The sequence below is a fragment of the Corallococcus sicarius genome (assembly GCF_003611735.1).
Taxonomy (GTDB): domain Bacteria; phylum Myxococcota; class Myxococcia; order Myxococcales; family Myxococcaceae; genus Corallococcus; species Corallococcus sicarius.
In genome coordinates this window covers 14,510-27,997 of record NZ_RAWG01000058.1, presented here as the reverse complement: position 1 = coordinate 27,997, position 13,488 = coordinate 14,510, and the positions used below count along the sequence as shown (strand labels likewise).

At 70.6% G+C, this 13,488-nt stretch carries 10 protein-coding genes; 9 read left to right on the top strand and 1 reads right to left on the bottom strand.

The annotated features are described in order from the left end of the window. Nucleotides 1-9: 9 nt before the first annotated feature. Both D7X12_RS11860 and D7X12_RS11855 read left to right on the top strand, forming a co-directional pair. On the top strand, nucleotides 10-639 hold the full coding sequence (locus D7X12_RS11860; RefSeq protein ID WP_147443617.1) for a hypothetical protein: 630 nt from the start codon (nucleotides 10-12) through the stop codon (nucleotides 637-639). A 234-nt stretch (nucleotides 640-873) separates the two neighbouring features. Further along, a complete protein-coding gene (locus tag D7X12_RS11855) occupies nucleotides 874-1,458 on the top strand; it encodes a hypothetical protein (RefSeq protein WP_120625378.1) in 585 nt (194 codons plus the stop codon). Between the two features lie 119 nt (nucleotides 1,459-1,577). Here D7X12_RS11855 and D7X12_RS11850 read toward each other — a convergent pair whose 3' ends face one another. Then, nucleotides 1,578-1,796: a hypothetical protein gene (locus D7X12_RS11850; RefSeq protein ID WP_120625377.1), complete on the bottom strand. Its 219-nt coding sequence runs from the start codon at nucleotides 1,794-1,796 to the stop codon at nucleotides 1,578-1,580. Between the two features lie 249 nt (nucleotides 1,797-2,045). On the opposite strand from D7X12_RS11850, the gene D7X12_RS11845 reads away from it, so the two are divergent. From D7X12_RS11845 to D7X12_RS11815, 7 genes are all read left to right on the top strand, one after another. Beyond that, nucleotides 2,046-3,314 (top strand): hypothetical protein, encoded by a 1,269-nt coding sequence (locus D7X12_RS11845; protein WP_120625376.1) that lies wholly within the window; start codon nucleotides 2,046-2,048, stop codon nucleotides 3,312-3,314. Nucleotides 3,315-3,480: 166 nt separating this feature from the next. Continuing rightward, nucleotides 3,481-5,628 carry a glycogen debranching protein GlgX gene (glgX, locus tag D7X12_RS11840; protein WP_120625375.1) on the top strand — a complete coding sequence of 716 codons (2,148 nt, stop codon included), beginning with the start codon at nucleotides 3,481-3,483 and terminating at the stop codon, nucleotides 5,626-5,628. 41 nt (nucleotides 5,629-5,669) lie between these two features. Continuing rightward, nucleotides 5,670-6,341, top strand: coding sequence for a class I SAM-dependent methyltransferase (locus D7X12_RS11835; RefSeq protein WP_120625374.1), 672 nt, complete (start codon nucleotides 5,670-5,672; stop codon nucleotides 6,339-6,341). Between the two features lie 572 nt (nucleotides 6,342-6,913). After that, complete coding sequence (locus D7X12_RS11830) at nucleotides 6,914-8,038, top strand: slipin family protein (protein WP_120625373.1); 1,125 nt, start codon at nucleotides 6,914-6,916, stop codon at nucleotides 8,036-8,038. 166 nt (nucleotides 8,039-8,204) lie between these two features. Further along, a complete protein-coding gene (locus tag D7X12_RS11825; RefSeq protein WP_120625372.1) occupies nucleotides 8,205-8,834 on the top strand; it encodes a glutathione S-transferase family protein in 630 nt (209 codons plus the stop codon). Nucleotides 8,835-8,995: 161 nt separating this feature from the next. Beyond that, on the top strand, nucleotides 8,996-11,518 hold the full coding sequence (locus tag D7X12_RS11820) for a VIT domain-containing protein (RefSeq protein ID WP_158620035.1): 2,523 nt from the start codon (nucleotides 8,996-8,998) through the stop codon (nucleotides 11,516-11,518). 97 nt (nucleotides 11,519-11,615) lie between these two features. Beyond that, nucleotides 11,616-13,433 carry an acyl-CoA dehydrogenase gene (locus D7X12_RS11815; protein WP_120625370.1) on the top strand — a complete coding sequence of 606 codons (1,818 nt, stop codon included), beginning with the start codon at nucleotides 11,616-11,618 and terminating at the stop codon, nucleotides 13,431-13,433. Nucleotides 13,434-13,488 lie beyond the last annotated feature (55 nt).

Here is a 13,488-nt window from a genome sequence, read left to right as displayed (position 1 = left end):
AGCGGGACGATGTCTCAGCAATGGATCTGGATGAGCCTGGCCGCCGTCATGGTGGCGCAGGTGGACCCCAACTCCGCGGGCGCCATCAACAGCGGGCAGACGAACCCGGGCACGCCGGCGGGCAGCATGACGGGCCTTCCGTCCCCGCAGCCCTATACGGGCCTTCCGTCCACGCAGCCCTATACGGGCCTTCCGTCCACGCAGCCCTATGGCGACACGGGGGGCGGCGCGAACGCGGGGGGCGGCGCGGACGCGGTCACCGGCGGCAGCGGCACGGGCGCGGTGCTGCCCCAGCCCTACAGTGCGACGCCCTCCCTCACCAACCCGGTGGCGGGCGCCCAGGGCGACGTCACGGGCTCCGGCGCGGTGCTGCTTCCGGTTCCAGGGGGCATGGGCTCCCCCATCACGGGAAACCCGGTCAGCGGCACGGGCGTGGTGCTGCCTCCGGATCCGGCGGGCATGGCCTCCCCCGGCGCGGGAAACACGGTCAGCGGCGCGGGCGCGGTGCTGCCCCCAGCGATGGGGACCCCGGCGGCGGGCGCGGCGGGCACCACGCTGTCGCCGGACACCAACACGTCCAGCAACTCCGTGACGCCCCTGGGCGGCGGCTCCATCCTGGACGAAGGCGCGGGGCGCTGAAGCGCAGGCGGCCCACCGGGCGCACGCCCGCGATGCCACGGCCAGGAAGCCAGGGGCCGGGCCCTTCAAAAGACATCTTCACGGGCGCAAGGGGGCAACCCGGCCTGCCAGTGCTGTTCCCAGGGCAGGCAGGCGGAGGAGCCACCCCTGCACACATCCCCCGGCCTGCCCACTTTCGGTCCAGCAGGCAGTCGGAACCTTCCAAGCAGTCGGACTCCTACCCAGGGGAATCACATGAAGCGCTTTCTGAAGACCCAGTTCACGGTGGCCGCTGTTCTCGCTGGCGCGCTCGCGCTCGGCACGGGCTGTAAGTCGAATGACTCCGCCACGCGCGGCACGGAGCCCGCGCCCGCCTCGGACACCACCGGCACCGGCATGGACTCGACGGGCACCGGTACGGACACCAGCGGCAGCGGCACCACCACGACCCCGCCGCCCAGCAGCGGCGGCTCCGGCTACGACACGGGCAGCACGCCGCCCGACTCGCAGATGCCGCCGTCCACCGACCCGAGCACGGGCGGCTCCGGCACGACGGATGACAGCACGATGCCTCCCAGCGAAGGCAGCATGTCGCCGGACACTGGCGCGGGCACCGGCGGCGCGGGCACCAGCGAGAGCGAGCCGGGCGTGCACGACGGCGAGATGACCGAGCCGGGCACGGGTGGCTCCGGCAGCATGTCCCCGGACAGCACCCTGCCCGACGACGGCAGCCAGCCCAGCGACTCCACGCTCGACCCGAGCACGCCCGAGGGCACCACGACCACCCCGGTGCCGGACTCGACGGGCACCCTGTCGCCCAACAACGGCACCACCCGCTAGGTGCCCTTGAAGTGGAAGCGCCGTGAACGCACGGCGGCCAGGTGACAGCGGGCGTCCGTGACCTTCGGGGTCACGGACGCCTCGTGCGTTTCGCCCTGCGCGTCTTCCGCGTGGAGCGCTCAGCTCACGCTGAAGCCCGGGTGCGAACGGGGGTGGCCCACCGGTTCGATGATCCGCGGAGCATGCGTTCCGCCCAGACCCTCGCCGGGACCGCCGTCGGGATTGAAGGTGGGGGGCACATGGTGGTGCCCGTGTTCCTCGTCCTCCGTCCCTGCCTCACGCTCCGGCGCGGGAGGCAGCCCTTCCAGGGGGATGTGCAACACGTCCTTCTTGCTCATGACAAACGCCTCCTTTCAGTCACTTCAAGGGTGGCGTGGGTCGGGGGTTTCCGCATGCGTCCAGGGAAGGGAGCCCCGCCCGGTGCCCTCGGTCCAGGCCTGCCGCCTGGATGCCCTCCGGGCGTTCCGCCAGGGGGCCCCGAAACGGACGCGGCCCTCCGGAAGCAAGCATCCCAGGATGACAGGGGGCAGCCGCGGGCATTATCCAGAGAGGTTCCACCCTCCACCCGAACCGAAGGCATCCGACGCATGAAGCTGTTGCTGGCAGGCCGACGAGGAGCAAGCGACCCGCTGTCGTTCCCCCCCGAGGCACCCCTGCCCTGGCTGGAGCGCGTGGAGGCCTGGGTCCAACAGGCGGCGGGGGAGCTGCTCGAGGCCTCGCGCATCGAGGACGGCCCCCAGGGCGCCCCCGTGCTGCGCCTGCGCCTGCACCCGGCCGCGGGCGAGGTGTCGGTGCTCGCCGCCACGCAGGAGCGGCTCGTCGTGTCCGCGGAGACCAGCGCCGTGGGCCCCGGCTACCACCTGTACCTCTGCGACCTGCTCAAGGCGCTGGGGGAGGCCCACGGCATCATCTGGGCCCCGCCCGACGCGGACGCGGGCGTGGGGGATGCGACGGGCTACTTCCACTCCGGGGACTCCGGCCCGGTGGAGGAGCACATGCTGGGGTGGTTGCAGCACTCGGTGGGGCAGGTGCTGCGCATGCGCAGCCTGGGCAACTCCGGCTTCGCGCTGTCCATGCGCTTCGGCCACACCTTCCAGCACCCGGGCGCGCTGCTCACGCCCATGGGGCCGCGCGACGAGCACTGGCTGCGCGCCGTCTTCGAGGATCCGCGCCAGGGCGTGGACGTGTTCCCCTGGTGGACCCCCGGCGTGGACGCGCGCATGCGCTTCCAGCGCGCGCTGTGCCGCTTGTGGACGGACGTCGTCTGGCGCCCGCCGCTCCTGGACGAGGAGCGCCAGCGCCTGCGCGACGTGGCCCGACTCCTGGAGCAGGCCTGGCGCGAGGACCCGTCGCTGCCCTACCCGTGGCGGGAGTGGCAGGAGGTGCTCGGCTACCTGGGCGTGGGAGGCACCGTGGCGGAGGAGGTCCACCGCCATGCCCTGGAGTCGCCCGGCACCGGGCCCTCCATCGGCTACCGGCGGGGCTCCGTGCAGGTGGCGCTCCCGGAAGGCTGGGAGATCCGCATCCCCGGCTCCCTCGCGGAGACGCGCCTGGGCGACGGCAGCTGGGTGGCCCGGGACCATCGCCGCACCGTGCGCGTGCTGCCCCTGGAGGACTCGGCGGAGGAGCAATTGGCCCCCACCAGTCCGGAGCGCCGCGCGCTGGAGCTGGAGCACCACGGGGCCCGCGTCAGCGGCCGCGCGTCGCTCCACGTCGGGCCCGGGGAGTGCCGGCTCACCGCCCTGTGCCGTTCGGGCAACCGCAGGGCCCTGTGCGTCGTCAGCTTCGATGATCCGGACGAGCAGGACTGGGCGCTGGGCACCTGGCGTTCGCTCGACCACGCCGTGGCGGCCTGAGCGGCGGCTGGAAGCCCCGGATAACCGGGACAGAAGGGTCGTTGCAGGGCCCATGACTTGCCAGAGCGCCGTCCGGTGGACAGTCAGGAAGCCCTGATGTCTTGCCGCGGCGCGAGGTCGCACCCAGATTCCGCCGGCATTTTCCACACGGAATCGAGCGATACCCATGAGCAGCAAGCGGGAGATCTGGCCGGGCAAGCCCTGGCCGCGCGGCGCGACCTTCGACGGGTCGGGCACCAACTTCGCGGTCTACTCGCAGGTGGCCACGCGGGTGGAGGTCTGCCTGTTCGACAAGGCGGACCCGGCGAAGGAGATCGAGCGCTTCGACCTGCCGGTGAGCACGGAGTTCGTCTGGCACGGCTACGTGCCGGACCTGGAGCCCGGGACGCTGTACGGCCTGCGCGTGCACGGCCCCTACGAGCCGGAGAAGGGCCACCGCTGCAACCCGCACAAGCTGCTGGTGGACCCGTATGCGAAGGCGCTGCTCGGCGAGGTGGACTGGCAGCAGCCGGTGTTCGGCTACCCGTTGGATCATCCGAAGAAGGACCTGATGCGCGACGAGCGCGACAGCGCCGCCGGCATGCCGAAGGGCGTGGTGGTCAGCGACTTCTTCAACTGGGGCAATGACCGGCGCCTGGACATCCCCTGGCGCAAGACGGTCATCTACGAAGCGCACGTGCGCGGCCTCACCATGAAGCACCCGGGTGTGCCGGAGCACCAGCGTGGCACCTACGCGGGCCTGGGTTCGCCCGTCATCATCGAGCACCTGCAGAAGCTGGGCGTCACCGCGGTGGAGCTGTTGCCGGTGCACGAGTTCGCGGACGACTCGTTCCTCAACGACAAGGGCCTGTCGAACTACTGGGGCTACAGCACGCTGAACTACTTCGCGCCGGAGCAGCGCTACGCCAGCCGCAAGACGCCGGGCGGCGCGGTGGCCGAGTTCAAGTCGATGGTGAAGTCGCTGCACGCGGCGGGCATCGAGGTGATCCTCGACGTGGTGTACAACCACACGTGCGAGGGCAACCACCTGGGGCCCACGCTGTCGTTCAAGGGCATCGACAACGCGTCGTACTACTGGACGATGCCGGACGCGCGGCACTACCTGGACTTCACCGGGTGCGGCAACAGCATCAACACCTCCAACCCGCAGACGGCGCGCTTCGTGGTGGATTCGCTGCGCTACTGGGTGGAGGAGATGCACGTGGACGGGTTCCGCTTCGACCTGGCCACGGTGCTGGGGCGCGTGGGCCAGGGGGGCTACGACCCGAACGCGCCCATCTTCCAGATCATCAACCAGGACCCCGTCCTGAGCCGCGTGAAGCTCATCGCGGAGCCGTGGGACGTGGGGCTCGGCGGCTACCAGGTGGGCGGCTTCCCGTCGCCGTGGCACGAGTGGAACGGCAAGTACCGGGACGCGCTGCGCAAGTACTGGAAGGGTGACGAGAACCAGGCGTCGGAGGTGGGCTACCGGCTCACCGGCAGCGCGGACCTGTTCGCGGCGGCGCGGCGCAGGCCGCAGGCGAGCATCAACTTCGTCACCGCGCACGACGGCTTCACGCTGCACGACCTGGTGACCTACAGCAGCAAGCACAACGAGGCCAACGGCGAGTACAACCGCGACGGCGCGGACGACAATCAGGCGTGGAACTGCGGCGTGGAGGGGGAGACGGACGACAAGGAGATCATCTCCCTGCGCGAGCGCCAGAAGCGCAACCTCCTGGCGTCGCTGTTCATGTCCAACGGCGTGCCGATGATTGTCGCGGGCGACGAGATGGGCCGCACGCAGAAGGGCAACAACAACGCCTACTGCCAGGACAACGAGCTGTCGTGGGTGGACTGGAACCTGGACAAGACGCGGCAGGACATGCTCGCGTTCACGCGCAAGCTGATCCACTTCCGGCACGGGCAGCCGGTGTTGCAGCGCCGCCGCTTCTTCCAGGGCGAGCACCTCTGGGACTCCGAGCACAAGGACCTGGCGTGGTACCGCCCGGACGGGACGGAGATGGGGCCGGAGGATTGGCAGAAGCCCTTCGTGCGCTCCCTGGCGTACCTGCTGGGCGGCGACGCCATCCCCACGCCGGACGAGCGCGGCCAGCGCGTGAGCGGCGACTCGCTGCTGGTGCTGCTCAACGCGCACCACGACACGGTGCCCTTCAAGGTGCCGCCGCTGGGCGAGGGCGGCGTCTGGGTGCTGGAGCTCTACACGGCGGACGACAAGCGCGGCGACGAGGAGATCCAGCCGGGCTCGTTCGAGATGGCCGGCCGTTCGCTCGCGGTGTTCCGCAAGAGCGGGGGAAGCAGCAACGCGCTGTGATGGCTTGCGGCGCACCCGCGCCGTGAGCGAGGGTGTGCGGCATGGCGGACGAAGCGGACGGCGGAGCACCTGGGCACGGTGGATCCGCTGTCGCGCGGGTGTACGGGGAGATCGCCTCGGCCTACGAGGTGCTCTTCCCGGCGCTGCACCGCTACGGCGACCGCGTGGAGACGTTCCTCGCGGGCGCGGTGGCCCCGGGGATGCGGGTGTTGGACGTGGGCTGCGGACCCGGCCTGCACACGCGAGGGTTGGACGCGTCCGTGGACGTGGTGGGCCTGGACCTGGCGCCGGAGATGTTGGAGCTGGCGAAGCGGGCGCGGCCGTCTGGAACGTGGCGCGTGCACGGCTACCTGGAGCCGGTGCCGGAGGACCTGGGCCGCTTCGACGTGGCGCTGGCCATTGGCTGCCTGGACTTCTGCGAGGACCTGCCGCGCGTGCTGGGGCACCTGGGCCGGGCGTTGAAGCCCGGGGGCCGGATGCTCTTCACGGTGCTGGAGCGCAGGCCCGGGCTGGAGGCGCACGAGGACGCCACGCGCACGGTGGGCACGGCGGACACGGAGGTGACGCTGCACCTGTGGTCCTTCGCGGAGACAGTGCGCGCGCTGGAGGCCGCGGGGCTGCGGGTTGGAAGCTACGTGCATGCGCCTGGATGGGTGCAGTTGGTGGAGGAGCGCACGATGTGGTTCGGCTGGTGGGACGTGACGCGGGGCTGAGTTTCGTTCGCGCGGCCTGTCAGGCTTTTTCCGCGTCCGCGTCTGGTGCCCTCGTCGGCAGCTCCCCGGGGCACACGGGGCTGGTCCGAGGCATTCGGGTCCCGGCAGCGGCGCTCTGCGTCGGTGCCGGGGCCCGGACGTTCCTCAAGGCCATTGCCTTCGTGTCTCTTCCCACCATCGGAGGCCGTACCGGTCGCGCGCCACCGTGAGGCGCGCACAAGGCTGTCCCTGACGGGACATCAACCTGGTCAAACACGAGAACAGCTCTCGCTGTCGAAGGTTCGAACCCTTCACATTGGGGCCCCGTCGTTTCGCTGATGCCAACGCGAGTCCACCGCGTCCTCCCCCCCCTCGACGCGACCTCGCCGGTCGCCAGGGCCTCCGGTTGCTTCCGTGCTGCTCGCGGAACGCTCCGGTCGCCGTCCGTGACCGGCTCCGGCGCGAACGCGCGGGTGGCCAGGTGCGGACCGGGCAGTCCGTGCGCGGGAAGCACTGGTGGGCGGCGGGGTCCTTTCCTTTCCTTTCTTTCGCAGCACCCTCCCCTTCGCGGGAGGCCACAGAGGTGACGTGTCATGGGCATCGGTCGGGTGGAAGTGGCGCAGAACGAGCGGCTGTTCGTGGTGGTGAACGGGCGGGCGGAGCAGTACCTGGGGCCGGGTCGGCACTGGGTGGTGCGTCCCTTCCAGCACGTCCGCTACGAGCGCGTGTCGATTGATCAGCCGCTGATCCGATTGGACGAAGCCAAGCTGGCGCTGGTGCCGGAGACGGACCTCCAGGTGGTGGAGCTGGGCGCGGACGAGCGGGCCATCCTCTTCCATCACGGTCAGCCGGTGCAGTGGCTGAAGCGGGGTCAGCACCAGGTGTGGACGGCGCAGCGGCTGCCCGGTCGTACCGGTCGGCCCGAGACGCCGACGGTGCGGGTGGAGCGCGTGGACGTGTCCGGCGTGGCGACGGCGCCTCCGCGGGACGAGGTCCGCGCGCTCCTTCCCGCCGCCGACTACACGGAGGCCACCGCCGCGGAGGGCAGCGTGGCGCTGCGGTACGTGGACGGCGTGTTGGACGCGGTGCTGCCTCCGGGCCGGCACGCGGCGTGGACGGTCGTGCGCAAGGTGCAGTTCGCGGTCATCGACCTGCGCGAGAAGCTGCTCCACGTCACCGGTCAGGACGTGATGACGAAGGACCGCGTGTCGCTGCGCCTCAACCTGTCCGCGGCGTTCCGGGTGGCGGACGCGCGCCGGCTGGCGGTGACCGCGCGCGCACCGGACGACGTGCTCTACCTGGCCATGCAGCTCGCCTCCCGTGAGGCGGTGGCCACGCGCACGCTGGATGAGCTGCTCGCGTCGCGGGAGGCGGTGGCGGCGTCGCTGTTCGAGCAGGTGCGGGCGGGAGCGGAGGCCGTGGGCCTGGAGCTGCTGCGCTTCGGCATCAAGGACGTGGTGCTGCCGGGGGAGATGAAGGAGCTGCTCAACCGGGTCATCCAGGCGCAGAAGGAGGCGGAGGCGAACGTCATCCTGCGGCGCGAGGAGACGGCGGCCACGCGGTCCATGGCGCAGACGGCGAAGGTGCTGGCGGAGAACCCGCTCCTCGTGCGGCTCAAGGAGCTGGAGGCGTACAAGGACCTCGCCTCCAAGGTGGGGCAGGTCCACCTGGTGCTGGGCGAGGGCGCGGTGCCCACGCTCCAGCTCAAGGGCGGCTGACGGCCCTGTGAATGCGGTGGAGGCCCTCGGACCGGAAGCACGGTCCGGGGGCCTTCGTGCGAAGTCGCTGAACCATCGTGCGCGCCAGACAATACCTGACAATCACCTGTCACAGCGGGCGGGCAAGGTTCTTCCCATCCACCCGATGCGGTCCAGGAGGACTGTCATGAAGCTCTACTTCCATCCCCTGTCCGGAAACTCGCGCCGCGTGCTGCTCGTGGCCGCCCACCTCGACGTGCCCCTTGAGCGCATCGTGGTCGACCTGCCCAAGGGCGAGCAGCGCGGCGCTCCGCACTTGAAGCTCAACCCCAATGGGCGCGTCCCGGTCCTGGATGACGACGGTTTCGTGCTCTGGGAGTCGCGCGCCATCATGCAGTACCTGACCGAGAAGACACCGGGGCAGACCCTGCTCCCGGCGGATGCGCAGGGCCGCGCGGATGTGAGCCGCTGGCTCTTCTGGTGCGCGGCCCACATGGCCCCGGCGAACACCATCCTGGTCTTCGAGAACTTCGTGAAGGCGCAGACTGGCCGCGGGCCGGCGGATCCCGCCGAGGTCGCGAAGGGAGAGGCGCTCGTCGCGCAGAACGCGCAGCTGCTGGACGCGCACCTGAAGGGCAGGACGTGGGTCGCGCAGGATCGCCTGACGCTCGCGGACTTCTCCCTGGCCGCGTCGTTCGCCCTCGCCGGTCCGGCGCGCCTGCCCATCGCGGACTACGCGAACCTCCGGGCCTGGCTCGGGCGCGTGCAGGAACTCGAGGCGTGGAAGCGCACCGCGCCGACCTTGCCCCGCGGTTGACGCCGGGGGCGGGAACCTCCAGGGGTGTGGCCGGACAGCCACGGTGCTGCGCGCGAAGTGTCTCCCGCGAGCCGACACACCGGGCCGTTTCCGAGGCGTGAGGGGTTGGCCCAGGGGCTGCAATGTCCCCCCGGCACACCCTGAAACCCAAGGTTCCAACCATGCGAGTCACGCTCGCCACGCTCTTCGTCTGTCTGCTGGCCCTGCCGGCCTTCGCGCAATCCCGCCCCGACTGTCCGCCCCCGGTGTCCCCCACCAGCAAGGGCGCCGTGTCCCAGGGCACGCTCGTGGCGCTGCTGCGGCAGCAGGCCGAGGACACCGGGTGCCCGGCCACCGCGCCGCTCACCTTCAGCCTCAAGCACACGGAGGTGGACGCGGAGGTCAGCGGCTTCCTCGCGTCCGTCACCGTGACGCAGGTCTTCGAGAACCCCTACACCGCCCCGCTCGAAGCGCTCTACGTCTTCCCGCTGCCGGAGCTGGCCGCGGTGGACGGCATGGAGCTGCACATCGGTGAGCGCGTCATCCAGGGCGTCATCCAGACCCGCGAACAGGCCCGCGACACCTACGAGCGCGCGAAGGCCGAGGGCAAGACGGCCGCGCTGCTCGACCAGGAGCGCCCCAACGTCTTCACCCAGTCCGTGGCCAACATCCTCCCCGGTGAAACCATCCGCGTGCGGATCCACTACGTGGAGCGGCTCACCTACGACGCGGGCACCTACCGCTTCACCTTCCCCATGGTCGTCGGCCCCCGCTTCATCGGCGGCGAGGCGCTGCCCACGCGCCAGGGCGAAGGCACCGCGCCGGACACCACCACCGTCCCCGACGCGAGCCGCATCACGCCCCCCGTGCTCCCGCCCGACCTGCGCAGCGGCCACGATATCCAGCTCACCGTGCGCCTGGACGCGGGCCTCCCGGTCCACGCCCTGCGCTCCACATCCCACCGCGTGGACGTGAAGCGTGAAGGTCAGTCCCGCGCGAAGGTCAGCCTGGGCCGCGATGACCGCATTCCCAACAAGGACTTCACGCTGGAGTACGTCGTCGCCGACGCGCTCATCCGCCCCGCCGTGCTCGTGCACCGCGACCCGGGCGCGGACCACGGCTACTTCATGGTGATGCTCAACCCGCAGCTCGCGCCCACGGAGAAGGAGCTCGTCCCCCGCGAGCTGTACATGGTGCTCGACACGTCCTGCTCGCAGTCCGGTCTCGCCATCGAGAAGTCCAAGGCCATCACGAAGGAGGTCCTCAACCACCTGATGCCGGAGGACACCTTCCAGGTGCTCAACTTCGACACGCAGGTGACGAAGTTCGCGCCTGGCGCCGTCCCCGCCACGCCGGAGAACATCCAGCGCGCCCTGCCCTACGTGGAGAGCTTCTGGGGCGGTGGCGGCACCGACGTGCGCATCGCCGCCGAGGAGGCCATGGTGCCCCCCAACGACCCGGCCCGCCTGCGCATGGTGCTCTTCATGACCGACGGTTTCATCGGCGGGGATGACGCAGTGCTGGGCACGCTCCAGTCCCACCTGCGCGAGGAGACGCGCATCTTCTCCGCCGGCGTCGGCTCCAGCGTGAACCGCTACCTCGTCGCCAAGATGGGCGAGCTGGGCCGCGGCGCCTCCACCTTCGTGAACCTGAACCGCCCGGAGGAAGAGGTCGCCCGCGAGTTCGAGCAGCGCATGCGCGGCCCCGTCCTCACCTCGCTCGTGGTCGACACCGACGGCCTGCCCGTCACCGACGTGTACCCGAAGTCCGTGCCGGACCTGTTCGCCGGCCAGCCGCTGTTCCTCGTGGGCAAGTACACCGGAACCGGTGACGGCATGCTGCGCATCTCCGGCCGCGTGCGCGGTCAGGTCCGCCGCTTCGACGTGCCCATCCACTTCCCGGCAGTCGCACCGGAACACGACGCCCTCAAGAGCCTCTGGGCCCGCCAGCGCATCGAGGAGCTCACCGTGCAGGGCTACCGCAACGAGACGCCGGAAATCGTGCAGGGCATCACGAACACCGCGCTCGAGTACCACCTGATGAGCCGCTTCACGTCCTTCGTCGCGGTGGAGCAGGTGGCGCGCACGGCCCCCAACGGCGAGACGGTGAAGGAGCTGGTCCCCGTGCAGCTTCCGGACGGCATGGTCGCGGGCTCCCTGAGCCGCGAGGAGATTCCCCCGGGCGACCCCATCATCTCCGTGCGCGCCCCGCGCGACGCCCGCCGCGTGACGGCCTACTTCCCCTTCGGCCTCGTGAAGCCGCTCACGTTCGACGCGGTGTCCGGCGCCTGGCGCGGCCGCTTCCTCGTGCCGCTGGGCGTCGCGGACGGCTACTACACCGTGTTCCTCATCAGCGAGCTGGCGGACGGCCATGTGCAGCGCAGCGAGGTGCGCTACCGCCTGGACTCGAAGGGCAACGACTTCGAGGTCGTCCTCTCCCAGCGCGAGCTCGCGCCCGGTGACACGCTGACGCTGGACGTGGACGCGGTGGAGGCCTCGCACGAGGTCAGCGTTTACGGAGACCTGTTCGGAGACGAGCAGCACCTGCTGGAGTCGTCGGACGGCCTGCGCTTCACGAAGGCCCTGGTCGTTCCGGAGGGCACCCCGGCCGGAACGTATGAGCTGGTGTTCGTCGCCCGCGACGCCGCCGGCAACCGCTTCGAGCGCCGCGAGACGCTGCGCGTCATCCGCACCCAGCGCGACTGACCGGCGAATCAATCTCGGATACCCTCACGGTCCGCCTGTTCCCGCGCGGTGGTTGGCGCGGGCCTGTTCTTGGCGCTGGCCGTGAGGAGCCTTCCGAATGTCGTCGTCGTCCCTGCACTACACGCCCAACCTCCGCGATATTGAGTTCAACCTCTTCGAGTTCCTGGACATCGGCCGCACGTCGCTGGGCAAGGCGCCCTTCGGGGACCTGGACGAGACGGCGGCCCGGCAGATGCTGGAGACCTTCTCCCAGCTCTGCACGCAGGAGCTGGCGAAGAGCTTCGACGAGGCCGAGCACAACCCGCCCAAGCTGGTGAACGGCGAGGTGAAGCTGCCCCCCGGCATCAAGGCGGCGATGGGCGCCTTCTACGACGCGGGCATGCACCTGTTGGAGGTGCCCACGCACCTGGACGGCCTGGGCGCGCCGCCGTCGCTGGGCTGGGCCGCGTTCGAGCTGCTGCTGGGCTCAAACCCCTCGCTGGCCTTCTACACGCTGGGCAACCTGCTCGCGCGCGTCATCGACCGGCTGGGTACGGATGAGCAGAAGAAGCGCTTCCTGCCGCACTGCCTGGAGCGCCGCTGGAGCGGGTCCATGGTGCTCACGGAGCCCGACGCCGGCAGCGACGTGGGCGCGGCGCGCACCAAGGCGCGGCAGGTGGACGGCGACCTGTGGGAGATCGAAGGCGTCAAGCGCTTCATCACCAACGGGGAGTCGGACATCGCGGAGAACATCATCCACATGGTGCTCGCCCGTCCGGACGGCGCGGCGCCGGGCACCAAGGGCCTGTCGCTGTTCGTCGTGCCCAAGTTCTGGGTGAACGAGGACGGCAGCATGGGTGAGCACAACAACGTCGTGTGCACCAAGCTGGAGAAGAAGATGGGCCTGAAGGGGTCCGTCACCTGCGAGCTGACGTTCGGCGACGGCAAGCCCACGCGCGGCCTGCTGCTGGGCAACGTGCACGACGGCATCCGGCAGATGTTCCACATCATCGAGAACGCGCGCATGGCGGTGGGCCTCAAGTCCATGGCCGCGCTGTCCGCGGGCTACTTCCGCGCGCTGTCGTTCGCGAAGGACCGGCTCCAGGGGTCGGACCTGGCGAAGGCGCGCGACAAGACGGCGCCGCGCGTGCCCATCCTCCAGCACCCGGACGTGCGCCGCATGCTGATGGCGCAGAAGGCGCACGCGGAAGGCATGCGCGCGCTGTGTCTGTTCACCGCGTCCACGCAGGACCAGGTGGAGCTGCAGGGCGGCCACCGCTCCACGGCGGCGGGCGAGGCGGACGTGCTCAACGACATGCTGCTGCCGCTGGTGAAGGGCTACTGCTCGGAGAAGGCGTACGAGCTGCTGTCGCTGTCGCTCCAGGTGCACGGCGGTTCGGGCTACCTCACGGACTACCCGTTGGAGCAGTACATCCGGGACCAGAAGATCGACTCGCTCTACGAGGGCACCACGCACATCCAGGCGTTGGACCTGCTGATGCGCAAGGTCGCGCGGGATGGCGGCGCGACGCTCCAGGGGCTGCTGTCGCGCATCCGCGAGACGGTCGAGGGCGAGGAGGGCGGCCCGGAGCTGAAGACGGAGCGCGCCGCGCTGGGCGAGGCGCTGGGGCACCTGGAGACGATGCTCGGCACGCTGATGGGCAAGCTGGGCGAGTCCGTCTACCACGTGGGGTTCCAGGGCAACCGCGTGCTGGCCGCCGTGGCGGAGACGGTCATCGGCTGGCTGCTGGTGCGCCACGCCGCCGTGGCGATGGACCGGATGAAGACGAACCCCGGAGACAAGGCGTTCTACGGCGGCAAGGTGGCCAGCGCCCGCTGGTACTGCCACGAGGTGCTGCCCGGCATCGCGCACGCGGCGCGCATGGTGGAGCACGGCAACCTGGACCTGATGGACGTGCCGGAAGAGTCGTTCTAGGCGCGGACGCGCTGGCCCGGGGCCGCACGTGTGGCCCCGGGGAGACACCTCCGGG